The sequence below is a fragment of the Aeromonas sp. R4-2 genome (assembly GCF_040908295.1).
Taxonomy (GTDB): domain Bacteria; phylum Pseudomonadota; class Gammaproteobacteria; order Enterobacterales; family Aeromonadaceae; genus Aeromonas; species Aeromonas veronii.
Window position 1 is genome coordinate 51,897 of sequence record NZ_JBFODL010000007.1, and the last position, 24,271, is coordinate 76,167.

Genomic DNA, 24,271 nt, shown 5'->3' on the forward strand with positions numbered 1-24,271 from the left:
AAGGCCGCCCGGACTCTACTGCATGAATGGACGACAAGATGAGTGAAGGACAACTCGCCGCCCTCCTGATCTGGCTGGTACTGCTGGCCTTCAGCCTGCGCCGCTCCCTGTGGCAGACCCTCCATGACAACCCCCTCTATCAGCACCTGTTGCTGGGCAGTGCCATCGTGCTGGTGCCGCTCTGGTATCTAAGGGCCGGTCTGCATGAGGGGCTGGAGGTCCATTTTCTCGGGCTCACCTCCCTCACCCTGCTGCTTGGCTGGCGGCTGGCACTGCTCGCCCCTTGCCTGACCCTGCTGGTGCTCGGTTACTTTGGTGTCACCAATCTGGCCGATTTTGGCTGGCAAGCGCTGGTGGGCATCGCCCTGCCGGTAGCCACCAGCTGGCTGCTGTTTCTGGCCAGCTGGGCCTGGCTGCCGCGCCACCTCTTTGTCTATATCTTCGTGGCCGCCTTTCTCGGCGGCGCCATCACCATCTCGGTCAAGGTGGCCGCCAGTGCGTTGCTGATGGGGCTAAGTGACAGCTACCCCTGGCACACCATCACGGCAGATTACCTCTCCATCTGGCCACTGCTGCTGTTCCCCGAAGCCCTGCTCAACGGCATGGCGATGACGGTGCTGGCCATCTACCGCCCTCACTGGGTCAATACCTTCTTCGACCGCACCTATCTGGGCAAGTAGCTCTCTCTTTCCTGATCTGCGCCCATAAAAAAGGAGAGGCCATCGCCTCTCCTTTTGGTATTCAACATGTTGCCAAATCCCGGCTTAGTGCAGCTTCAGGGTCGGGCGCAGTACCCGGTTGATGCGACCCACCAGCATGATGAGGCCGGTCTTGACGTAACCGTGCAGGGCGATCTGGTGCATCCGGTAGAGGGAGATGTAGACCAGACGGGCAATGTAGCCCTCCACCATCATGGAGCCGCGCATCAGGTTGCCCATCAGGCTGCCCACGGTGGAGAAGCGGCTGAGGGAGACCAGCGAACCGTGGTCGTGATAGAGGTAAGGCTTCATCTCGCCGCCGTTCATCTTGGCCAGAATGTTCTTGAACGCCTGGCTGGCCATCTGGTGGGCAGACTGGGCGCGCGGCGGCACGAACTTGCCATCCGGCTGCGGGCAGGCGGCGCAGTCACCGATAACGAAGATGTTCTCATCACGGGTAGTCTGCAGGGTCTCTTTCACCACCAGCTGGTTGATGCGGTTGGTCTCAAGACCAGCGATATCCTTCATGAAGTCAGGTGCCTTGATACCGGCCGCCCACACCATCAGGTCAGCTTCAATCAGCTCGCCATCCTTGGTGTGCAGACCGTCGCTGGTCGCTTCGGTGATCATGGTGGCGGTACGCACGTCCACACCCAGCTTGACCAGCTCCTGATGGGCGGCGCCGCTGATGCGCTCCGGCAGAGCCGGTAGAATGCGCGGGCCCGCTTCCACCAGGGTCACCTTCAGGCTGTCGGTGGTGAGGTTCTTGAAGCCGTAGGCGTAGAGCTGCTCGACCGCGTTGTAGAGCTCGGCAGAGAGCTCGACGCCGGTTGCGCCGCCGCCGACGATGGCAATCTTCACCTTGTCGCCCGGCTTATATTCGGTGGCGAACTGCAGGAAGCGGTTCATCATGCTGTTGTGGAAACGGTGCGCCTGGGAGGGGCTATCGAGGAAAATACAGTGATCCTTGATGCCCTTGGTGTTGAAGTCGTTGGAGACAGAACCGATGGCCATCACCAGATAGTCGTAGGGCAGCTCGCGCTCGTTGACCACGATGTCGCCATTGTCGTCGTGGATCGGGGCCAGCACGATGCGTTTATCGTCACGCTTGATGTCGGTCAGGGTGCCGAGCTGGAAGTCGAAACCGTGGTTCTTGGCGTGAGACTGGTAGCTCAGGGCATCGATGCCCGCATCCATGGAGCCGGTGGCCACTTCGTGCAGCAGGGGTTTCCACAGGTGGGTGCGGTTGCGATCAACCAGAGTGATCTTGGCCTTGTTCTTCTTGCCAAGCTTGCGACCCAGACTGGTGGCCAGCTCCAGGCCACCGGCGCCGCCGCCTACAACGACAATATTCATCATGATGATTTTCCTCGGTTCCTCAAAACGAAAGGGAGCCATTGGCTCCCTAAAACGAAATCGGTCGACGTGATGGATCAGGCTTCTTTGAAGGCCTTCATCCGCTGCAGATGATGCGAGATATTTTTGAACTTATGAGTCTCGCGCTCATCCCACACGATGTCGTAATAGTTCTTCAATTCACGTTCAGTGTCCCGATTATCGCGCACTTCATCCTGAACGGAAAGGATACACAGGCAGTTTCCTGAATTTTTCTTACGAAATTCAGTTACACACTTGGTACCGATATCGTCATATTCTTCCGGCCGGTCGATCTTGCCCTGCATGTTCTCTTCCGGATGGAGGTTGGGGTTGAAGATCACCTGGCGAATGCCGCACAGAAAGCCGATCCGCTCGCTCCAGTAGCCACCAAGACCCACGCCGCAGATCAGCGGTTTGGGATCGGTACTCATATCGAGCTGTTTTTTCACTTCCTTGAGCAGATGGCTCATATCATGACGGGGGTGAACCGTGCTGTAGTGCACGAAACGCACATCATCATCAATAAACTGCAACTGCAGCACTTTCTCGTGATTGCCTGGGCTGGTGGCATCAAAGCCATGCAGATAGATGATCATGGATAAGACCTCAGGAGCTGTGTCGGTTTTATCGAAACTACCCCAGCGGCAGCCCCGTGCGCCACCAAAACATCCAACTTTCTTGCTTTGGATCACGCCCCCGCCCCCGATTGCGCCCTGCGGCCCGCGAGCGCCGTCACATGCAGAGGGGCGCATTGCGAGCAACGTTATGCTGCCCGGCTATCAAAGTGAGATCGCCAGACCAATAATGATAAACCCCTTACCAATCTGAGATGCCCCCACCTCCTTCCCCTGCCAGCAGCCGGACACTTATCTGGCCGGTATGTGACTCATCCCGCAAAAACAAGGCGTTATCGCCAAACGTTTTTGCTCATGAGTGGCGTTGTGCATGTTTTGTGCACTGACCCGTGCTGCACAGGATCCCTCTCACTACTGCCGAGGGATCTGGCACCTCTGTCAATACACGAGATCAATGACCGGGAAAGCTGCGGCTTTCACTATCTTGCCTGTAGCAGTTGCGCGGGCTTCAAGGAGTGATCTGTTCATGAACGAGACCAATCCCCCCTCCCCCCGACCGGGTGCGCGCAAGCGCCCGGTGGATGAAGTGGAGCGCATGCTCCCCATGGGCCAACTCTTTACCCTCGGCCTGCAACATGTGCTGGTGATGTACGCCGGCGCCGTGGCGGTGCCGCTGGTGATTGGCGGAAGTCTGGGGCTGCCCAAGGATCAAATCTCCTACCTTATCAGTTCGGATCTCTTCTGCTGCGGCATCGTCACCCTGCTGCAATGTGTCGGGATTGGCCGCTTTGCCGGGATCCGGCTGCCGGTCATCATGTCGGTCACCTTTGCCGCCGTGATGCCCATGCTGGCCATCGGAGCCAACCCGGATCTGGGGCTGACGGGCATCTTCGGCGCCACCATTGCCGCCGGTATCATCTCGACCCTGCTGGTGCCGCTGATAGGTAGGCTGATGCCACTCTTCCCCACCGTAGTGACCGGGGTGGTTATCACCTCCATCGGGATCAGCATCATGCAGGTGGGGATCGACTGGATGGCGGGGGGCAAGGGTAATCCGGAATATGGCAGCCTGCGCTATATCGGCACCAGCTTTCTGGTGCTCGTCTTTATCCTGCTGGTGACCCGCTTCACCAAGGGCTTTTTCAGCAATATCTCGGTGCTGCTCGGGATCATCTTCGGTTTCGCGGTGGCCATCGCCATGGGCGAAGTAAGCCTCGATGGCCTCGGCGAGGCAGCCTGGTTTGCCCCCATAGTGCCCTTCGCCTTCGGCTGGCCCACCTTCGATCCCATCTCCATCGCCACTCTGACGGTGATCATGCTCATCACCTTTATCGAATCCATGGGGATGTTTCTGGCCCTTGGCGACATCGTCGGCCATCCGGCCAGGCGCGGTGATATCGTACGCGGGCTGCGGGTGGATGGCATCGGCACCATTATTGGTGGGATATTCAACAGCTTCCCCCACACCTCCTTCTCCCAGAATATCGGCCTGGTGAGCGTGACCGGGGTATCGAGTCGCTGGGTCTGCGTGATGTCGGGGGGGATCCTGCTCGCCTTTGGCCTCATCCCCAAGATGTCGGTGCTGGTCGCCTCAATCCCGCCCTTCGTGCTGGGGGGCGCCGGTATCGTCATGTTCGGTATGGTGCTGGCCACCGGCATTCGCATCCTAGCGCGCACCGATTACAACAGCAACCGCCACAACCTCTATATCGTCGCCATCAGTCTCGGAATTGGCATGATCCCGACGGTCTCCGGGAATTTTTTCCAGCAGCTTCCGGCGCAGCTACAACCGCTTTTTCATAGCGGTATCCTGCTGGCCACCATCAGCTCGGTACTGCTCAACCTCTTCTTCAACGGCTATCAGCCAGATCTGACTCACCAGACCCGTCCTCTGTTCGTTGGTCCCATCAAACCGCAGCAAGAGCAGGCATAACAAACAGGCCCCCGGACAGCGAGACTGTCCGGGGGCCTGTTGTTCATATCACCGCTGACCCAATCAGGCAGGCAACTGTGCGAAGCGCTCTACCGCCTGCGCTACTTGTGCCAGACTCCCCTGCCAGAAGGCGGCCTCACGGATATCCTGCCCCAGATGCTTGGCTACCAGATCTTCGGCGCTCATCCGGCCGGTATCGCGCAACAAGGCGCGATAGGCCTCGGCAATGCCCTCTTCCCCCGCCGCCTTGCGGCTCATCAACTGCTGATAGACCCCGAGGCTGAACAGATAACCGAACAGATAGGGGTAGTTGTAAAAGCCCAGCCCGGCGATGGAGAAGTGCGCCTTGGCCGCCCAGAACATCGGGTGATAGCGGGTCAGGCTCCCCTCATACCAGCGTCCCCACGCCTCATCGGTCAACGCCTTGAGCCGCTCTGCTGACACATAACCCTGCGCCCGCTCGGCCACCAAGGCCTGCTCGAAATCGAAGCGAGCCGGGATATTGACCAGGAAGGTGGCCGCGCCGTCGGCCTCGGCCCAAGCAATGGCCAGCTGTTCTTCCGGGCTTTGCGCCTGTTCAAACAAGGCGCTACGCACCAGGGTTTCGGCAAAGATGGAGGCGGTCTCCGCCAGCGTCATGGGATAGCTGCGCTGACTCATCGGCAGATCGCGGATCACCCAGTTGTGCCAGGCGTGGCCCAGCTCATGGGCCAGGGTAATGACGTTGTCCATGGTGCCAGCATAGGTGACGAAGACCCGCGGTTCTACCGGTTCGGCAAACTTGGTGCAGTAGGCGCCGGTGCGGCGATTTGGCGTGGGCGCCGCATCAATCCACCCCTTCTCGGCCATCATACGGGCAAACGCCCCCATCTCGGGATCGAAACGACTAAAGGCATCGGCAATCAACTCGATCGCCTCATCAAAAGGAATGTCGCGGCTGCTGGAAGCCGGAGGCGGCGCAAAGAGATCCTCCGGCCCCAGATCGTCGAGACCAAGGCGCTCGGCCATCAGCTCCAGCGCCCGCTGGCCCAATCCACGGGTTCGCCAGGTTTCGCTCATCAGGGCATCGAGGGTGGCACGCTCGATATGGCTCTGGTGGCAGGAGAGATCCAGCGCATCGAGCACACGGGTTTTGCCACGCTGACGGGCCAGCTCCAGCCGCCAGCCGTTGAGGGCATTGAGGATAGCGGCAACCGTCTCCTGCTCACCTTCCCAACCGGCGCTGATGGCATCGAACGCCTCAAGGCGCAGGGCACGCACCGGACTGGAGAGCAGATTGCTCGCCTCGGCCAGCCCCATCTCGCGGCCATCAATGGTCAAGCGGATCTTGCCCACCAGATCGTTGTAGAGGTTGCCCCAGGCGTGCAGGCCATCGGTACCCAGACCGATCACCAGTTGCTCCGCCTCCACCGGCAAGCGCTGATCCTGCAAACGACGCTCGTGGCGCAGGCGGTACGCCTCTTCACCGAGCATCGGATCCGCCATCAGCGCGGCGAATTCCTCCTCCGGCAACGCCAGCATCAGATCTTCCACCGGCGCGAGCGTCTTGAACAGATCGGCATTAAGGGCGCGGGCACGGGACGCCAGCTGTTTGGCCTGCGGATCCCGCGCATCCTGACTACCTCGGCACGCCGCCAGAATGGCGACGTTCCAGCCGACATGGCGGATATCGCGGGCGCGCAGCCGCACTTCCCGCAAGAAATCCTGCAGCGCTGCGTCATCGCCGCGCACCCCGTCCAGACCTGCCATATAGCTGGCCAGCTCTTCCAGCGCGTGGCGGGCAGCGTTCATGTCCGCTTCCAGCTCGGGGCTGTCGAGGCCCGAGTAGATATGGTCGTTATTCCACTGTTGTTGATACATAGCTTCTCGCAAAGGCCTTTATCGGGAGGCGCAACAGACCTGCGGGCAGCAAGTCCGAAACCGGGCAACCCGACGGCCAAAAAATGAAGGGAGGAAAAAAGAGAACATGGCCCGCAAGCTCGCTTATCCCTTGGCCGGGGCAAGACGGCTCACCAGCGTCATCACGGCAACCAGCAGCAGACCCGCCACCACACCGGCCACGGCGTTGAGCAGGGTCGGCGTCACCGCCGCCAGTACGGCCCCTACAGTGGGCAGGGTGGCAACGACAGCGGCTGCGCCTTCAATCAGGTGATGGGCAAAGGGCCAGCCATGCACCAGAATGCCGCCGCCCACCATAAACATGGCGATGGTGCCGACCAGTGCCAGCAGGTGCATCAGACGGGGCGCCGTCACCAACAGTCCCTGCCCCACCGCGCGGCGCAGGGCGCTGCCATCGGGCTTTTGCAGCAGATGCAGACCGATGTCATCGAGCTTGACGATCAGCCCCACCAACCCGTAGACCCCGATGGTCATCAGCAGGGCGATGCCCGCCACTACCGAGAGCTGCAGCGCGAGGCTTGCACCCTGTACCGTGCCAAGGGCGATGACGATGATCTCGGCAGAGAGAATAAAATCGGTGCGGATCGCTCCCTTCACCTTCTGCTGCTCGAAGGCCACCAGATCATCGGGAATAGGAGCAGTGTGTGCCTCACCCTCGCTCACTTCATGAGGCAGGAACTTGTGGGCCAGCTTCTCGGCCCCCTCAAAGCAGAGGTAGGCACCTCCCAACATCAAGAGCGGCGTGATAAGCCAGGGCACCAGCGCACTGATGGCGATGGCGGCGGGCACCAGAATCAGCTTGTTGCGAAATGAGCCCTTGGCCACCGCCCACACCACCGGCAACTCCCGCTCGGCGCGCACCCCGGAAACCTGCTCCGCGTTGAGGGCCAGATCATCCCCCAACACCCCGGCAGTCTTCTTCGCCGCCATCTTGGTCATCAGTGCCACGTCATCAAGCACGCTGGCGATATCATCGAGCAGGGCCAACAAACTGGTTCCAGCCATATCAAAGATCCCTTATATCAGTGAGAAACGTCTTCCCGAAAAATATCTCGCGCTTGTTCACCACGACCTTGGTCATCAGCGCCACGTCATCAAGCACGCTGACGATATCATCGAGCAGGGCCAACAAACTGGTTCCGGCCATATCAAAGATTCCTTATATCAATGAGAACAACCCCGGGAGGGTGGCGTACGTCCCGATAACCACCAGGGTCAACAGGACCACCTCATGGCGATCGCAGGCCATCATCGGCCGAGCCAAGAATTCGGCGCTCACCATCGGGGGGTTACGTCTTTCGGGCAAAAGATGGCACAGTGTAACGAGAAGCCGCCGTTTCGGCAGCACCCCTGAGCCATTTGTTCCTGGTTCCCTCTGAATCACCTCAAGGAGTTCCCATGCAACCCTGGCAACCTCTGCTCGATCTCTGGTTTGGCGACGAAGCCGATGACGTCCTGCGGGCCACACGGCAAGCCCCCCTCTGGTGGGGGAAAAGCAGCGAAACGGATGCCCTGCTGGCCAAGCAATTTGGCGCGCAAGCAGAGGCGGCCGCCAACGGGGAGCTGGCCGACTGGGCCGATCTACACCACGGCAGGCTGGCGCTGATCCTGCTGCTCGACCAGCTGCCCCGCAATATCCATCGCGGCACGCCTGCGGCCTTTGCCCAGGATCCGCAGGCAAGGGATCTCTGCCTGAAAGGGCTATCCATCGGGGCGGACAAATCCCTCTCGCCACTGGAGCGGGTCTTCTTCTATCTGCCGCTGGAGCATGCCGAATCCCGCGAACAACAGGCCAGAAGTGTGGCGCTGTTCGAGGCACTCGCTGCCGAGCAGGCTGGCACACCGGTGCAGGCGACCTTTGCCGGATTTGCCGACTTTGCCCGTCGTCATCAGGTGATCATCGAACGCTTTGGCCGCTTCCCCCACCGCAACGACATACTCGGTCGCACCAGCACACCGGAAGAGGCGGTATTTTTGCAGCAACCGGGCTCAGGCTTCTAAGCAAGCCATACAAAAAATCCCCGCCAGCTGGCGGGGATTGCGGATGGATAACAACTCTAGGCGTTACTGAATACGATAGCGGGATATCTGCTGGTGGATGCTCTCGGTGGTGACATTAAGCTCCTCGGCGGCGGCTGAGGTCTCTTCCGCTGTGCTGCTGGTTTGCTGCACGACCTGAGCAATCTGCTCTACCTGATGAGCGATCGACTCGGCGGCCGAACTCTGCTCGCGGATGGCATTGGTGATCTCGCCCACCTGATCCATCACCCGGTGCGACGCACTGCGGATCTCGGCAATAATGGCACCACTCTCTGTCGCCATGGTGACCCCCTGGCTCACCTTCTCCTCCACCAGATGCATGCGGGAGACCGTATTGTTCGACTCCTGCTGGATCGCCTCTACCGTGGCGGAGATCTCCTGGGTGGATTGGGCTGTGCGCTCAGCCAGTTTGCGCACTTCATCTGCCACCACCGCAAAGCCACGGCCGGACTCTCCGGCCCTCGCCGCCTCAATGGCCGCGTTCAAGGCCAGCAAGTTGGTCTGCCCCGCCACATCACGGATCACGTTGACCACACCGCCAATGCGCGAAATGCCCTCACCCAGCGCAATGACCTCGGCCGAGGCCTGCCGAATGGAGTCGGCGATCTCGTTGATGGCATGAACGGTGCGCTCGATGGTCCGGCCTCCCTCGGTCGCCAGCTGCCCCGACTCATTGGTGATGCGGCTCGTCTCCTGAGTACGCTGGGAGATATCGGTGATGCTGACCGTCATCTCTTCCACACCGGCGGCGATCAGACTGGTGGCATCATTGGCCTGATTAGCCGAGCTGGCCAGGTGCTGCGCTGCCTGAGAGAGGGATTCGGCGGTGCTCTTGATCTGCAAGCTGCCGACGGAAAATTCGGTAAATGTCTGTTGCAGCGTATCGAGCAGCCGGTTGACCGCATTGAGGGTCAGGCCAATCTCATCCTGCTGTTTCACATCAGCTCTCAGGGTAAAGTTGAGGTCACGCTGGATCCGGGTCAGGGTATCCATGGCGGTGCGAAGGGGATTGGCCACCTGATTGAACAACCAGACAAACAGCCCCATCGTCAGCACGGTGGCACCACCGGCGATCAACAACAGGGTTTGCAGGCTGTTGTCGTAGTTCTCCTGACCCTGCTTCTTGAGCGCCAGTCCCAAATCCATATTGAAGTTGACGTGAAGCTCGATTGCCTTGGCAAATTGCTTGAACAGTCCGTATGCCTCTCCCGCCAGCATGTCTCTGGCTTCATCATTCTTATTTTGGCGGGAGAGCTGCAGAACCTTGTCTATCTCCTGATAATATTGCGCGACAATGCGTTGATCATCGTCAGTCAGGCGCCGATCTTCATCATTGGAGAGCATCTCTGCCTTATATTTGTCGAGCAGCGAATTGATTTGTCCCCGTATCTCGGTGATACCCGTTTCAATCTGCTGCATCTTGCTTGAGTCGGTATTGAGCACATGTGTTTGTACCAGCGAGTGCAATTCATAGAAATCGGCCTGCACTTCCTTAATCAGCGAAATACTGGGCACCGTATTGTCCGTCACATAGCTCAAATCACGGTTGCCTGCCCCAAGGCGATTGATACTGAACCAGCTGAGAAAAATGAGCGTCAGCATCACCAACAGCGCTATCAGTTGCAGTCGACGAGCAATATTCATAACCGTACACTCCAGATGGAAACTATCTAGCAGTGTAGACGAGCCATAAACAACAACGGCCCGCATTGGCGGGCCGTTGTTGTTTATTTTTCATGGCGTTGTGATCAGGCCTTGGCTGGCTCACTCTCACCCAGCGCGACGGTTTCACCCAGACTGTCTTCGGTCTTGGCGACCACGCTGGCGGCGATGGCGTTACCCAGCACGTTGGTGGCAGAGCGCCCCATGTCGAGGAAGTGGTCGATCCCCAGCAGCAGCAGGATGCCCGCTTCCGGAATATGGAACTGGTTCAGGGTAGCGGCAATCACCACCAGAGAGGCGCGCGGCACACCGGCCATCCCCTTGGAGGTGACCATCAACAGCAGCAGCATGGTGATCTGCTGGGCCATGGAGAGCTCGATGCCATACGCCTGGGCGATGAACATCACCGCGAAGGTGCAGTACATCATGGAGCCGTCGAGGTTGAAGGAGTACCCCATCGGCAGCACGAAGCTGGCGATGCGCTTGTCACAACCGAACTTCTCCAGACGATCCAGGGTCTTCGGATAGGCCGCTTCGGAGCTGGCGGTCGAGAAAGCCAGCAGGATAGGCTCGCGGATCATCGCCAACAGCTTGATGACGCGACCACGCAGGAAGACGCTGCCCATGGCGATCAGCAGCAGCCAGAGACAGGCCAGCGCAATATAGAACTGGGCCATAAAGCTGCCGTAGGTAACCAGAATACCCAGCCCCTCTTTGGCCACCATGGCGGCGATGGCGCCAAACACCGCGAACGGCGCAAAGTTCATCACATAACCGGTCACTTTCAGCATGATCTCGGCAGCGCTGGCCATCAGCACCACTACCGGCTTGGCCAGATCGCCGAGCGCGGCGGCAGCCAGACCGAAGAAGAGGGAGAAGACCACGATCTGCAGGATCTCGTTGGTGGCCATCGCCTCGACCACGCTCTTGGGGATGGCGTGGGTCACAAAATCTTTCAGGGTAATGGCACCGGCAGCAATGCCCGAGCTGGCGGTGTCATTGGGCAGGGAGAGCGAGAGACCCACACCCGGCTGCATCAGGGTCACCATCACCAGACCCAGGCTCAGGGACATCAGGGAGGCCAGCATGAACCAGCCGAGGGTCTTGGCACCGATACGACCCACGGTGCGGGTGTCGCCCATCTTGGCGATACCGACCACCAGGGTGGTGAAGACCAGGGGAGCGATGATCATCTTGATCAGGCGCAGGAAGATATCGGTCAGGATCGTGATATTATTGGCGAAATCCGCAGCCTGATCTGCGGCAAACATCCGATAGCCCTGGCCGGTGAGGATGCCAAACATCATGGAGATGAGGATGGCGACCGTCAGTTTATTCATTTTCATGGGGGAGTCCCGGTTTTGATTGGTGCAAGCCGTAAACAGTGGCGTGGGAGCCACTACAGTCCGTTTTTGTGATCCGAGCCGTTGATTCCTGGCGGCTGGTATGCTGGGAGAATGCCTAAAAGCAGGGGGTAAATCTAGAGGCTTTCTCCAGAATTTTATCCTGCCATTAGGTGTATGTGATATAGATCTTGCAATCAACCAATATTAATCACTGTTTATTTTGATTTCGGCGAGATATTTCGCATCCAGAGTTCGCTCATCGAGTGCCCGTGGCAACAGGCGAAAAGTGAGCAGCGCCGAGATGGTATGCTGCACCTGCATCTGGGCCATAAAGAGATCCGGCTCATCCTCGTCAAAGCCGAAGATCGGCCGTGATGGGGTCACCCTGACGGCATCGCGGTTAATGGTCAGCTCATCGACCTTGAGCCAGGAGTAACCCTCTGCCAATGCCAGCTCCCCTGCCCGCTTGAGCACATATTTGCGGGCGGTCTCCCTGTCCACCAGATCGTTGCCGACAAACTCCAACTGCCACTTGTCCGGGCCAAGCCGGGTCTGGGAAAAACCGGTCTGGCCATTCCAGAACGACTTTTCACTCTCGTAAGGGGTGGCGCAGCCCACCAGCAGCAGGGTGAGCATCAGCAGACAACAGGGTTTAGATACGGATGCAGACACGAGAGGCCTCGCCAGGCAAATGAGCAACAGAGTCGTTACTACACCATAAAGCGCGGTGGCTCCACAATCTGCTCACGCAAGCCATCACCACAGGCTTCGCGCCTGTGCGGCAAATCGCAGGCAAAAGAAAAGGCCTTGTCGTTTGACAAGGCCTTTACCGGGGAATTTGGTCGGTGTGAGAGGATTCGAACCTCCGACCCTCTACACCCCATGCAGATGCGCTACCTGGCTGCGCTACACACCGACGGAGTCAGCTCGGCTGACGGGGGCAGAGTTTATGGAGATGACCCTGCCCTGTCAACAGGGAAACGCCGCCAATTCCTCGGCCACGGTGCGTTCGCCTGCTTTGCGAACAATCAGCGGTTAAAGGTCAGCCGCTTACCCAGGATCTGGTCAGTCACCTGCCCGTTTTGCCAGGCGATCTGGCCGTTCACCAGCGTCATCTCCACCGTGCTGTGGAAGCGGTAGCCGTTGAAGGGCGACCAGCCACAGTGGTAGAGGATGTTGTCATCGTTGACCACATAGGGCTTGCCCAGATCCAGCAGCACCAGATCGGCGAAGTAGCCCTCGCGGATATAACCGCGATCCTGCACCTGGAAGCGCTCGGCCACCGCATGGGAGGTCTTCTTGACGATAGTCTCCAGGGTAAACACGCCGTTGTGGTAGAGCTCCAGCAGCGCCTGCAAAGAGTGCTGCACCAACGGTACGCCAGACGGCGCCTTGAAGTAGCTGTTCTGCTTCTCTTCCCAGGTGTGGGGCGCGTGGTCGGTGGCGATGATGTCGAGTACATCGTTGCGTACCGCATCCAGCAGCGCCTGCTGGTCGGCGGCACTCTTCACCGCAGGGTTGCACTTGATCAGGCTGCCCTGGGTCTCGTAATCGGCATCATTGAAGAAGAGGTGGTGCACACACACCTCGGCGGTGATGTTCTTGTCCTTCAGCTCGCTCAGGTCATGGCTGGCGGTAAACAGCGACAGCTCCTTGGCCGAGGTCAGATGCAGCACGTGCAGCTTGGCACCGTATTTTTTCGCCAGCGCCACCGCCATGCTGGAGGATTTGTAGCACGCCTCGTCACTGCGAATGCGGCCGTGCTCGCCCATCGGCACATTCTCGCCCCACTTGGCCCGCGCCGCCTCTTCCGCCTTGGCGATGGTCGGGGTGTCTTCGCAGTGGGTCACGATCATCACCGGACTTTCGCGGAAGATGGCCGCCAGGGTCTCCTGATTGTCCACCAGCATGTTGCCGGTCGAGGAGCCCATAAACACCTTGACCCCGCAGGACTGCTTGGGGTCGAGACGCTTGATCTCTTCAAGGTTGTCGTTGGTGGCGCCGAGATAGAAGCTGTAGTTGGCGACGGAGGAGTTGGCGGCGATCTGGTATTTGGCTTCGAGGGCGTCGAGGGTGGTGGTCTGGGGATTGACGTTGGGCATTTCCATGAAACTGGTGGTGCCACCGGCGACGGCGGCGCGGGATTCGCTGGCGATAGTCCCCTTGTGGGTCAATCCCGGCTCCCGGAAGTGGACCTGATCATCGATCATTCCGGGGATGAGATGGCGACCTGCGGCATCGATCACCAGCGCATCGGGCGCCTCGATATCCGGGGCGATGCGGGCAATCCGTTCCCCCTCGATCAACACATCGGAGGCATAGATACGGCCTTCGTTGACCAGGGTGGCATTCTTGATAAGCAGTTTGTTCATGGGGGGTTCCAGTTCCTTTGCCGATAATCGCGGGTCATAATAGCGCAAAACTGCCCTTTCTCTGTAGCAAGGCCTGACTGATGAAGTTATTTGTAAGAGATTTGACCGTGATCGACTCCAGCTACCTGTGCGAACGCCGCGGCATGGTGGGTGAGAGCTGGCTGGTAGATATCGAAATGAGCGGTGAGCTCAACGAAATGAGCATGCTGCTGGACTTTGGCCGGGTAAAGAAGCTGATCAAATCGATCATCGATGAAGAGGTGGACCACAAGCTGCTGGTGCCGACCGAGTGCCCGCTGATCCACGTCGAGACACTGGATGGTGACGAAAGCACAGTGGATCTGCTGCGCCCGGGTCGCTCTATCCATCTGCGCTGCCCATCCCAGGGCTTCGCCTTTATCCCGGCCCCACAAGTTGATAAAGAGTCGGTGACCCGCTACCTGCTGGCGGTGCTGACCAAACGGCTGCCGGGCAATATCAAGGATCTCTCTCTGACTCTGCGTCAGGAGGCGATCACCGGCGCCTTCTACCACTACAGCCACGGTCTGAAAAAGCACGATGGCAACTGCCAGCGTATCGCCCACGGCCACCGCTCTCCCATCGAGATCCACGTCGATGGCGAGCGCGACCAGGAGCTTGAGCTCAACTGGGCCGAACGCTGGGGCGATATCTACCTCGGCACCGAGGAGGACAAGGTGGCGCTGACCGAGCTCGCTTTGAGCCCCCGCGCCAATGCCCAGCTTGGCGAGCATCACTGCGGCTTCAAATATGTGGCGCCGCAAGGGCTGTTCCAGCTGGCCATTCCCAGCGCCGAGGTGGAGATGATCGACACTGACACCACGGTTGAGCTGCTGGCCTGCTACATCGCTCGCGAAGTAAAGAAGATGGTGGGCGACAAGTTCGTCAAGATTGTCGCCTATGAAGGGGTCGGCAAGGGCGCGATTGCCTACGCCTGATCCCCTTGTCACTGCCGCAATAAAGAGAAGGCCCCGCATCTGCGGGGCCTTCTCTATTATTTTTACATACAACCATCAGGCACTGAGGCGGAAGCGCTTGACCAGGCTCTCCTGCTGCTCGGCAAGGGAGTCCAGCTGCTGGCTGGTCTCGGCTACCCGCTCGATCCCCTGATAGTTGAGATCCGAGATATCGGAGATGCGGTTGAGGTTGGTGGCGATATCGGCGCTGGTGGCTTGCTGCTGCTCGGCGGCAGAAGCGATCTGACTCGACATGTCGCTGATCAGCACCACAATTCCCTGCACCTCCTCCATGGCGTTGTTGGCGTGAGAGCTCTGATCCACGCAGCTGTCCATCTCGCGAGAGCACTCCTGCATCACGGTCACCGCCTTGGCGACCCCCTGCTGCAGGTTCTCGATCATGGTCTGGATCTCGCTGGTGGACTGGGCGGTACGGCCCGCCAGACTGCGCACCTCATCCGCCACCACCGCAAATCCGCGCCCCTGCTCGCCGGCCCGCGCCGCTTCGATGGCGGCGTTGAGGGCCAGCAGGTTGGTCTGCTCGGCAATGCCGCGAATGACATCGAGGATGTTGCCAATCTGGCTGCTCATGGCACTCACATCACCAATCACCTTGCCGGTCTGTTGCAGCTTGCCCGCCAGTTGATGAGTGGTGGTGATATTGCCTGCCATCACCTTGCGCCCCATCTCGGAGGCCTTCTCCACATCCTGCACCCGTTCCAGGGTCTGGTTGGCAGCCTGCGCCACCTCCCGCACCGAGGCCTCCATCTGGGTCATGGCAGCGGCGACCGAGGCGGTCTCCTGTCGCTGTTTTTCCAGATCCGCCCGCACCGATTCGGTGGTGTGGCGATTGCCGTGGGCAGCATCGTTAAGCTGGGCCGACGCTTGTGAAAGCTGCGCCAGCACCTCCCCCATCTGGGCAATCAGCAGGTTGATCTGGCTGCCCAGCAGACCAAATTCGTTCTTGCTCTGAAAACCGATGCGCTGAGTCATGTCGCCCTGGGTCACTTCGGTCAGCACCCGCAGCAACTCCCTGAGCGGACGGCGAATGGCCTTGCCCAGGGTATAAGCCACCAGCATGGCGATCAGGATGGCGACGACGATGCTGGTTCCCTGGGTCAGAGTGCTCTGGCTCTGAGTGGCTTTGGCGTGCGCAATGCTTTGACTCATCAGCTGCTGACTCTGGCCGGTGATCCGCTCAAGCCGGTTCTGGATCTCGACGATGAGAGCGCTAGCCTGCTTGCTCTTCTCCCGCATCTGTTCCTGCTGCTTCATCAGCGCCAGATACTGGGAGAGCACGCCTTCGCTTGCAGTGGTGTCGCGCACGAAGCCGTGAACATAGTGGCCCATGTCGTTCTCGAAGTTCTTCAGCTCCCCCTGCAGATCCTTGATGGTGCTGTTGAACCCCTCGATCTGCATCTTGTTGCGCTTGAGCGCCCCTTCGATGGGAGCCGGAATGGTCTGATTGAGGGCGTCCATGGTGGAGAGTTCGATGGCGGAGAGCTTGGTGGTCAGGGTCTCGGAGAGCATCTTGATAAAGCTGTCGTCGATGGTGACCATCATGTCACCCAGACTCTTCTTGAACTGGGGCAGACTGACCTGAAACTGCCCCTTGGCCAGATTGACCTTGTGCAGTCGGGTGAGCAGCGCCTCGTGTTCGCCGGGCAGGGTATCGGTCAGTTGCAGGTAGCTGTCGACCTGCTGGCTGAGGCTGCTCATCTCCCCTTGCAGTTCGGGGTGGTGGGCCACCTGCTGGCGCAAGACGTCGAGGCTCTTGCCCACCGCAGCCTTGGCCTGTTTCAGTTCGGCCACTTCGGCCGGCAGCTGTTTGGGATCCTGCTCGGTGAGCACATCCCCCAGCCACTTGTTGGCGCTGAGTAGGGTGATCTGGGTCTGACTGCTGGCAATCACCAGCGGCATAGACTGCTGGGTAACCTGCTCCAGTGCGTTCCCCAGGGTCTCCTGACTACGAAATGTGAGCAGTGAACTGGCCACCATCACGGCCACCAGGATCGCGAAGCCAAGGTAGACTCGCTGCAAGATGGAGAGATCCGACATTGTTTGTTTCATTATTGTCCCGCTGTATATGCAAAAGTCCCTTGCCTGAGTACCCCGTCCTTTTGATACCCTGCAGACCACCCTGAACAGGCGCTGCAGATGACGTCCCTCTGGCTATCGGTATTTTTAACAATAACTGAAGGGAATGGGACATCAGCTGTGTCAAATGTCGGCTTGTGTCACACTTGGCGTGCTGCTCGCCCCCCTTTCGGGAGCCGCTTGGGGTTCTAGTTCAATTTTCTGTTTCATATAAGGGAGTTAGCCATGGCGCAAGAAACCATTTTCAGCAAAATCATCCGTAAAGAGATCCCCGCCGACATCCTTTATCAAGACGATCTGGTCACCGCATTCCGGGATATCCAGCCCAAGGCCAAGACCCATATTCTGATCATCCCCAATGTGCTGATCCCCACCGTCAATGACGTGGAAGCCGAACATGAACTGGCCCTTGGCCGGATGTTCACCGTGGCCCGCAAGCTGGCCAGCGATGCGGGCATCGCCGAAGATGGCTACCGCCTCATCATGAACTGCAACCGCCACGGCGGGCAGGAGGTCTACCACATCCACATGCATCTGGTCGGTGGCCAGCCGCTGGGACCGCTGCTCAGCCTGTAATGAATCGCAACGCCTCAACCTGCCGCAGCGCCCTGCTGCTCTGCGGCGCCCTGCTGTTGCTGGGAGGCTGCGCCTCCCGCTGGCAGGATATGTTCGTCTCCTACTCCGATCAGATGGTGCCACTGCGCAACCAGCTGCTGCTGGGCCATGCCGCCGAGGCGCTGCCCGAGGTGCGCGACTCCACCCTTGGGGATGACACCTTTGTGCTGGATCGGCTCGAACAGGGGCGCATTGCCTGGCTCGCCGGTCAGGATGCGGGCAGCAAGCAGGCGTTCGCTGCCGCCGACAGCCGCCTTCAGTGGGAAGACAATCAGGCCGAATACCGGCTGAGCCACGGTCTGGATCAGGTGGGCAGTCTGCTCACCAACGATCAGTCGATGGCCTATCGTACTCCCGATTACGAACGCACCATGCTGCACCACTATCTGGCCCTCAACTATCTGCAACGGGGTGATGCCGATGGCGCCCTGGTGGAGGTGCGCCGGGCCAATCAGGTGCAGGAGCAGGCCCTGAAACGGCGAGCCGATGAGATGCGCAAGGCGAAGGATGAGAGCGAAGAGGCCGAAGCAGAAGACGAGATGCGCCAGCTGATGTCGCGCGGCGCACCGGATCTCGACCGGTTGATCGGCAAGGTCAAGAACGGTTTTCAGAACGCCTACACCTTCTATTTTTCCGCCGTGCTCTATGAGGCGGCCGGGGATCTCAACGACGCCTGGGTCGACTATCAGCGCGGCTACCAGATAGCGCCGGACAACCGCAGCCTGCAAGATGCCTTGCTGCGTCTGGCGCGGCTGCGTGGCTCGCCGGACGAGATCCGCGAGACCGAGAAAAAGATAGGCCGCAAAGCGCCGCCGCTTGCGAAAGATCAGGGCCAACTGGTGGTGCTGTTTGAAGATGGTTTGATCCCGGCACGGCGCGAACTCTTCCTGCCGCTGCCCATCTCCACCTCTCGCGGCGATTTTCGTACCTTTACCGTCGCCATCCCCTATTACGATAATCGGGCCAGCGATACGGGGCCGCTGACGGTGGAAGTCGGCAAACGGGTCGAGCAGACCAGCGAGCTGGTCAGGCTGGAAGCGCTGGCAGCCAAAGATCTGCAGGAGCGGCTGCCCGGCATGCTGACCCGCCAGGCGCTGCGACTGGTGGCCAAGGAGCAGATGCGCCGCACCGCCGCCAAAGAGGGAGGGGATGTGGGCAATATTTTGGTGGGGATCTTCAACACCCTCTCGGAGCGGGCCGATACCCGCAGCTGGCTGACGCTGCCAGCTCAGGCATCGAGCTGGCAGGGGATGGTGCCGGCAGGTGACATCAATCTCACCCTGGGCGCGGGGGCAGCGCAGCGGCAATTGCCGCTCACCATCCACAAGGGCCGCACCACCCTGGTCTGGGTACAGCGCCTCGGCGCCGGTCTGACCACCCGGGTGATGCCCCTTTGAACACACGGCCAATTCAGATGAACGAGACGATTAACGGGCAGGCTCACGCGCTGCCCCACTCACCCCGATTAAGGAGAGCAAGATGAAAGCATACGGGTTGGCCCTCGGGCTCGCGCTACTGCTCAACGGCTGCGCCACCAATACCTCCGGCATTGCGCTCTATGGCCCGGCGGGCGGTGCCCCCACGCTGGAGCAGCATCAAAACGTCAACGTCACCCTGACCGAGCTGAGCCGCCGCCAGCAAAACGGCCTGCTGCAGGTCAATGTGGCTGCCGCCAGCACCCAGCGCGGCGATAACAAGCTGCAATATATGTTCTATTGGTATGATGAGGCCGGTCAGGAGGTCGCCAGCGATGGCCGCGGCTGGACCCCCATCAAGCTGCATGGCTATCAGACCCGCACCCTCTCGGCCCTGGCGCCCAGCCCGGCGGCGCAGGGCTACCGGATTTACGTACGCGAAGTGATTGAGGAATCCAACTGATGAAAATGAATCATGCCCTGCTGATATTGACCTCTGCCTTGCTGCTGGGCGGCTGCTCCAGCACCACCGTCAGCTATGGCGATCCCACTGAAACCGAAACCGTCACAGTCGATTACGGCTCAAGCGATCTGCAGGCCATCGCCGACAAGATGGCGGACTCCATGCTCGCCTCCCCCGCCACCAGCGAGATCACCGCAGGCGGTCGTCCGGTGATGTTTATGGACTCCATCCGCAACAAAACCTCCGAGCACATCGATACCGAAGCCATCACCGATACCATCCGCACCAAGCTGCTGCGGGCCGGCAAATTCCGCTTCGTCGACATGAGCAAGGTCGCCGCCGTCAAACAGCAGCTCGAATACCAGCAGAGCAGCGGCATGGTAGACCCGGCCTCCATGGTCCGTCTGGGCAAGCAGACCGGCGCCCGCTACATGGTCTATGGCAACCTCAGCAGCATCGTCAAGGACAATGGCAAGGTGAAGGATGTCTATTACCAGATGACCATGAACCTGATGGATCTGCAAAACGGCGAACTGCTGTGGGCCGACCAAAAAGAGATCCGCAAACAGGCGAAGAAATCCACCTTTGGCTGGTAACCGGCTCTCGGTGGCGGGCAGCAGTGATGCGCTGCTGGCCAGACTGCCCGCACCCTGGCGGGAGGGGCAGCTGGAACCACTCGGGTTAGGTCTGACCAACTGCAACTATCGACTGCGCCTCCCCTCGGGGCGCAGTTACTTTTTGCGTCAGGGCCACCCCGACCCAGTGCGCTTGGGTATCGACCGTCCCACCGAGTGGCTGCTTTATCAGGGGGCGATGGCCGAAGGGCTGGCGCTGCCTTGCTACTATGGCGATCCCGCCAGCGGTCTGATGCTGCTCGAATGGTGCGATGAGCCAAACTGGGTGGTCGCGGCGCCACCGGAAGCCGAGCAGCCCCGTCTGCTGGCAGAGGTGCTGCGCAAGCTCCATCGCCTGCCGCTGCCTGCGGTGGTGATGGCGGTGCGGGCCCATGCGGCAGGCTATCGCGCCCGGCTGGCCCGCATTCCCTCCTGGCTGCCCGCACTGGAGCGGAGCTTGCTCGCCAGCAGTGAGCCAAATGATTGCTGGCGCCCTTGCCACCATGATCTCAATCCGGCTAACTTGTTGGGAAGCAAACCCTGGGTCATCGACTGGGAGTATGGCGCGGCAGGTCACCCCGGCTTTGAGCTCGCCAGCATCCAGCGCACCCATGAGTGGCCCGCCGAGCGGCGCGACGAGCTGGAAGCGCACTATCTGCAGGCCCTGCCGCGCCACCAGTGGCCCGATTTTCAGAGCGAGGCATTTTTACCCTGGGTCGACTATATCGGCCTGCTCTGGGCCCTGCTGATGGCAGAGCAACAGCCCTCACTCGACTATGACACCCTGATCGCCATCAACCGGCAACGACTGGAGTAACAGATGATAAACAAGGTGCGCTGGCACAAGCCGAAAACCTGGGGTCTGCTGCTGATCGGCCTGCTGCTGACCGGCTGCTCCACCCGGGTGATCTATTACTGGCTCGATACCGCCATCATCTGGCAGCTGGATGACTACTTTGCCCTCTCCTATTCGCAGAAGGATCTGCTCAGCCGCGAAGTGAAGGGGCTGATGGCCTGGCACCGCCAGCACGAGCTGCCTCGCTACGCCAGGGATCTCGATGCACTGGCCAAGGCGGTGGCCAGCCCCATGACACCGGAGCAGATCTCGACCAACCTAGATGCGGTGCAGCAGAGCCTGACCCGCACGCTGGAAAACACTATCCCCCGCGCGGTCAGGCTGGCGCGCACCCTGACCGATGAGCAGGTGGCCCGCTTTATGACCGATCGGGTCAAGCGGCAACAGGAGCGGCAAAAGGACTTTGCCACTGAGCCCAAAGAGCAGATGCTGGCGGAGTTTCGCGACAAGATGAACAAGCGGCTCGAGTTCTGGATTGGCGAGGTGAAACCGGCACAGGCGCCACTGGTGGCCCAGTGGGCCGAATGGCAATACGAGCTGATGCCCCCCTGGCTCGAGTTTCAGGAGTCCTGGACCCAGGAGCTGGACAGGCTGATGAAGCAGCGCCAGAGTCCCGACTTTACCCGCGAGCTGACTGACCTGCTGGCCGAGGGGGATGGGCTGATGGATGGCCGCTTTACCGGCTATACCGAACAGTCGCGCCAGCGTACCGTCAACTGGCTGAGCGCCATGAGCCAGTCGCTGGATATCTCCCAGCGGGCCCATCTCTACTCCCTGCTCAAGGGTTATGCCCGCGACTTCAAGCAGATGAGTGGCAGCTGACAAGCAGAACCGAATGGAGCCACTCACCCGGGACAACCTTGTTCAAACAGGGCGCTTATGGTAGTTTGCCCTTTCTATTTATCGGGAATTAACTTTTTGCGCCTTATCGACAAAGTAAAACTGGTGCTGGTAACTCTGGTTATCGCCCTCACCCTGCTTTGTTCCATCGCCCGAATGGAAGGCCCGCTGATACCCGCATCTCCCCAGAGTGAACAGCAGCAGACTCAGGTGTTCAATCAGCTTAGCGACAGCGATGATGGCATCATCAAGTTTGTCGGCAGCCATCAGAATCACCTGCTGCGTCTCGAACAATCCCTGCGCAGTGACAACCAGCCCAAGAGTGTGGTCTACGAGCTGATCCAGAGCTGGTCGGCCCAAGCCATCCTGCTGTTGCTGCTCGGCTGGCTGATGCTGGCACCCGAGCTCTATCACAAACAGAGTTTTCGCGATCGCTTCGGTGCGATCCATCGGCGCCATCTACAGCGCCAACATCTGCAATACCGCTTCACCCAGAGCTATCTGAGCGCCTGACCCCGGAGGGGCTGGCACATCCACTGTTTGCTCATCTCCTCTTCCTGACGGATCCGGCGGCTGCCTGATCCTCATCTGATGCATCCCATTTTTTGCGCCTTGCCGAGCCTTGTTGCTATCGGCCTAGGCACCATTCTCCTGACAGAGGCTTGTTTGCCATGAGAAAGAGCAATCGCACCGTTCTCAACCGCATGAGCAAGTGGCAGTACGCACTGCTGCTGTTGATGCTGTTGACCTTTACCTTTTACTCCCTGCCCACCTTTTTCGGTGAGCAGCCCTCCCTTGGTCTGCACGGACAGCAGCGCCTGACCACCCAGCAACAGATGCTGCTGAACGACAAACACCTGACCCCGATCAAGGTAATTGAGCAACCTGAGCGGGTCGAGCTGGTCTTTGCCAGCCAGGGCGAACAGCAGCGCGCCAAGCAGTTGCTGGAGCAGCAAGGGGTCGACAGTGCCGCCCTGACCCTGGAGTTTCACTCCAACGCGCCGGCCTGGATCACCCGCCTCGGCGCCGACCCCATCAGGCTGGGGCTCGATCTGCGTGGCGGCTCCCAACTGCTGATCGGGGTGGACGTAGACTTTGTCATCGACAATCAGACCAAGAATCTGGTGGATACCCTGCGCACCCGTTTCCGTGAAGCCAACCTGCGCGGCGCCAGCGTCGTGCGCACGGCACAGGGCGCCGTAGCCGTCACCCTGCCGGAGGTCGCCGAACAGGAGAGCTGGCTCTCTATCATCAAGGAGAGTGCCGGTACCCGTCAGGATCAGTGGAAGCTGACCCGCTCCGGCAATGATCTGAAACTGGTGCTGAGCGAGGCGGAGCGTACCCTGCTGGTCAACAACGCCGTGACCCAGAACCTGTCGATCCTGAAAAAACGGATCAACGAGCTCGGCATCGTCGAAGCCTCGGTGGTGCGTCAGGGGCAGGATGGCATCCGTATCGAACTGCCCGGGGTACACAACCCCAAGCAGGCGAAAGAGGTGATCGGGGCCACCGCCTCGCTGGCCTTCTACGAGGCCAAAGCCGACAGCCACTTCTATATCGCCGATCGCAACGGTCAGGCCGTCGGCATGGCACGCAAGCCGGTACTGACCGGCGAGCACATCGTCGATGCCCGCGCCAATATGGGCGAGATGGGTCAACCCCAGGTCAATATCGTGCTCGACACCCTGGGTGGCAGCAAGATGAACCAGTTCAGCCGCCAGCATGTGGGCAAGCCGATGGCGACCGTCTTCACCGAGTACAAGACCAACGCTCAGGGCAAACTGCGCGCCCAGAGCGAGGTGATCAACGTCGCCACCATCCAGACCGCCCTTGGCAACCAGTTCCGCATCACCGGTATTGGCAGTCTGCCGGAGGCGCAAGAGCTGGCCATGCTGTTGCGTGCCGGCGCCCTCACCGCCCCTCTCAAGATCCTGGAAGAACGCAGTATTGGCCCGACGCTGGGGATGCAGAATATCGAGGCGGGCTTCACCGCGCTGGCCTTCGGCATGGCAGGCATGATGCTGTTCATGATGGCCTGGTACCGCAAATTCGGCTGGGTTGCCATCACGGCGCTGGTCGCCAACCTGTTGATGCAGGTCGGCATGCTGGCAGTGCTGCCGGGCGCCGTGCTGACCCTGCCGGGGATCGCCGGTCTGGTGCTGACGGTGGGCATGGCTGTGGATACCCATGTGCTGATCTTCGAGCGGATCAGGGACCGGCTGCGAGAAGGGGGCTCACTGGCCAACGCCATCGACTTTGGCTATCGCTCGGCCTTCCACACCATTTTCGATGCCAACATCACTACGCTCATCTGCGCTGTGGTGCTCTACTCCATCGGCTCCGGGCCGCTGCAGGGCTTCTCCATCACCCTCATTCTGGGTCTGCTCTCCAGCATGATCACCGGGATCTGGGGGACGCGCGCCATCATCAACCCCCTCTGGGGACGCAGCAGCGAGCGCACGCTGAAGGTGTAACGAGACAGCAGTCCTTCTGAT

Annotated in this window: 22 protein-coding genes and 1 tRNA gene; 12 read left to right on the forward strand and 11 right to left on the reverse strand. The window is 60.0% G+C overall.

Annotated elements, in window-relative coordinates:
* The first annotated feature begins 38 nt into the window (after positions 1–38).
* A complete protein-coding gene (locus AB5Y99_RS03170; protein WP_368208685.1) occupies positions 39–680 on the forward strand; it encodes an energy-coupling factor ABC transporter permease in 642 nt (213 codons plus the stop codon).
* A gap of 84 nt (positions 681–764) precedes the next feature.
* On the opposite strand, the gene AB5Y99_RS03175 is transcribed toward AB5Y99_RS03170, so the two are convergent.
* Positions 765–2,057, reverse strand: coding sequence for an NAD(P)/FAD-dependent oxidoreductase (locus tag AB5Y99_RS03175; protein WP_019445491.1), 1,293 nt, complete (start codon positions 2,055–2,057; stop codon positions 765–767).
* A gap of 74 nt (positions 2,058–2,131) precedes the next feature.
* On the reverse strand, positions 2,132–2,671 hold the full coding sequence (ycfP, locus tag AB5Y99_RS03180; RefSeq protein ID WP_005334000.1) for an alpha/beta hydrolase YcfP: 540 nt from the start codon (positions 2,669–2,671) through the stop codon (positions 2,132–2,134).
* 505 nt (positions 2,672–3,176) lie between these two features.
* Between ycfP and AB5Y99_RS03185 the strand changes: the two genes are divergently transcribed.
* Entirely contained in the window at positions 3,177–4,583 is a 1,407-nt protein-coding gene (locus tag AB5Y99_RS03185) for a nucleobase:cation symporter-2 family protein (RefSeq protein WP_100646258.1), read from the forward strand.
* Positions 4,584–4,646: 63 nt separating this feature from the next.
* On the opposite strand, the gene AB5Y99_RS03190 is transcribed toward AB5Y99_RS03185, so the two are convergent.
* The 3 genes from AB5Y99_RS03190 to AB5Y99_RS03200 form a co-directional block, all read right to left on the reverse strand.
* Entirely contained in the window at positions 4,647–6,443 is a 1,797-nt protein-coding gene (locus tag AB5Y99_RS03190; RefSeq protein ID WP_368208687.1) for a M3 family oligoendopeptidase, read from the reverse strand.
* A gap of 123 nt (positions 6,444–6,566) precedes the next feature.
* A complete protein-coding gene (locus AB5Y99_RS03195) occupies positions 6,567–7,487 on the reverse strand; it encodes a DUF808 domain-containing protein (protein WP_042053196.1) in 921 nt (306 codons plus the stop codon).
* A 1-nt stretch (position 7,488) separates the two neighbouring features.
* The gene (locus tag AB5Y99_RS03200) at positions 7,489–7,629 is read right to left on the reverse strand and encodes a hypothetical protein (RefSeq protein WP_193558150.1); all 141 of its coding nucleotides are present in this window, start codon (positions 7,627–7,629) and stop codon (positions 7,489–7,491) included.
* Positions 7,630–7,880: 251 nt separating this feature from the next.
* Here AB5Y99_RS03200 and AB5Y99_RS03205 point away from each other — a divergent pair, with 251 nt between their 5' ends.
* Positions 7,881–8,483 carry a DUF924 family protein gene (locus tag AB5Y99_RS03205; protein ID WP_368208689.1) on the forward strand — a complete coding sequence of 201 codons (603 nt, stop codon included), beginning with the start codon at positions 7,881–7,883 and terminating at the stop codon, positions 8,481–8,483.
* 63 nt (positions 8,484–8,546) lie between these two features.
* Here AB5Y99_RS03205 and AB5Y99_RS03210 read toward each other — a convergent pair whose 3' ends face one another.
* The 5 genes from AB5Y99_RS03210 to AB5Y99_RS03230 all read right to left on the reverse strand — a co-directional run bounded on the left by AB5Y99_RS03210 (position 8,547) and on the right by AB5Y99_RS03230 (position 13,902).
* Complete coding sequence (locus AB5Y99_RS03210; RefSeq protein WP_043819406.1) at positions 8,547–10,166, reverse strand: methyl-accepting chemotaxis protein; 1,620 nt, start codon at positions 10,164–10,166, stop codon at positions 8,547–8,549.
* A 104-nt stretch (positions 10,167–10,270) separates the two neighbouring features.
* On the reverse strand, positions 10,271–11,530 hold the full coding sequence (locus tag AB5Y99_RS03215) for a dicarboxylate/amino acid:cation symporter (RefSeq protein ID WP_005334018.1): 1,260 nt from the start codon (positions 11,528–11,530) through the stop codon (positions 10,271–10,273).
* A gap of 204 nt (positions 11,531–11,734) precedes the next feature.
* Complete coding sequence (locus AB5Y99_RS03220) at positions 11,735–12,166, reverse strand: hypothetical protein (protein WP_076492150.1); 432 nt, start codon at positions 12,164–12,166, stop codon at positions 11,735–11,737.
* A gap of 203 nt (positions 12,167–12,369) precedes the next feature.
* Positions 12,370–12,446 (reverse strand) — tRNA-Pro (locus AB5Y99_RS03225).
* Positions 12,447–12,558: 112 nt separating this feature from the next.
* On the reverse strand, positions 12,559–13,902 hold the full coding sequence (locus AB5Y99_RS03230; RefSeq protein WP_042053202.1) for a dihydroorotase: 1,344 nt from the start codon (positions 13,900–13,902) through the stop codon (positions 12,559–12,561).
* Between the two features lie 80 nt (positions 13,903–13,982).
* Between AB5Y99_RS03230 and AB5Y99_RS03235 the strand changes: the two genes are divergently transcribed.
* Complete coding sequence (locus tag AB5Y99_RS03235; protein ID WP_368208691.1) at positions 13,983–14,858, forward strand: 6-pyruvoyl tetrahydropterin synthase family protein; 876 nt, start codon at positions 13,983–13,985, stop codon at positions 14,856–14,858.
* Positions 14,859–14,933: 75 nt separating this feature from the next.
* On the opposite strand, the gene AB5Y99_RS03240 is transcribed toward AB5Y99_RS03235, so the two are convergent.
* On the reverse strand, positions 14,934–16,946 hold the full coding sequence (locus tag AB5Y99_RS03240) for a methyl-accepting chemotaxis protein (RefSeq protein ID WP_368208692.1): 2,013 nt from the start codon (positions 16,944–16,946) through the stop codon (positions 14,934–14,936).
* 252 nt (positions 16,947–17,198) lie between these two features.
* On the opposite strand from AB5Y99_RS03240, the gene hinT reads away from it, so the two are divergent.
* The 8 genes from hinT (at position 17,199) to secD (ending at position 24,250) form a co-directional block, all read left to right on the forward strand.
* Positions 17,199–17,549 (forward strand): purine nucleoside phosphoramidase, encoded by a 351-nt coding sequence (hinT, locus tag AB5Y99_RS03245; protein WP_033135280.1) that lies wholly within the window; start codon positions 17,199–17,201, stop codon positions 17,547–17,549.
* Entirely contained in the window at positions 17,549–18,985 is a 1,437-nt protein-coding gene (locus AB5Y99_RS03250; RefSeq protein ID WP_368208693.1) for a COG3014 family protein, read from the forward strand. The genes hinT and AB5Y99_RS03250 overlap by 1 nt, the downstream gene beginning before the upstream one ends.
* Positions 18,986–19,067: 82 nt before the next feature.
* Positions 19,068–19,466, forward strand: a complete 399-nt coding sequence (locus AB5Y99_RS03255; protein WP_368208694.1) for a YcfL family protein — start codon at positions 19,068–19,070, stop codon at positions 19,464–19,466.
* Positions 19,466–20,062, forward strand: coding sequence for a penicillin-binding protein activator LpoB (gene lpoB, locus AB5Y99_RS03260; RefSeq protein ID WP_005344633.1), 597 nt, complete (start codon positions 19,466–19,468; stop codon positions 20,060–20,062). Before AB5Y99_RS03255 ends, lpoB begins: the two co-directional genes overlap by 1 nt.
* 10 nt (positions 20,063–20,072) lie before the next feature.
* Positions 20,073–20,897 carry a phosphotransferase gene (locus tag AB5Y99_RS03265; protein ID WP_368208871.1) on the forward strand — a complete coding sequence of 275 codons (825 nt, stop codon included), beginning with the start codon at positions 20,073–20,075 and terminating at the stop codon, positions 20,895–20,897.
* Between the two features lie 3 nt (positions 20,898–20,900).
* Positions 20,901–21,758, forward strand: coding sequence for a DUF6279 family lipoprotein (locus tag AB5Y99_RS03270; RefSeq protein WP_005361577.1), 858 nt, complete (start codon positions 20,901–20,903; stop codon positions 21,756–21,758).
* Positions 21,759–21,854: 96 nt separating this feature from the next.
* Positions 21,855–22,289, forward strand: a complete 435-nt coding sequence (locus AB5Y99_RS03275) for a hypothetical protein (RefSeq protein ID WP_081042810.1) — start codon at positions 21,855–21,857, stop codon at positions 22,287–22,289.
* Between the two features lie 158 nt (positions 22,290–22,447).
* A complete protein-coding gene (secD, locus tag AB5Y99_RS03280) occupies positions 22,448–24,250 on the forward strand; it encodes a protein translocase subunit SecD (RefSeq protein ID WP_058056080.1) in 1,803 nt (600 codons plus the stop codon).
* Positions 24,251–24,271 lie beyond the last annotated feature (21 nt).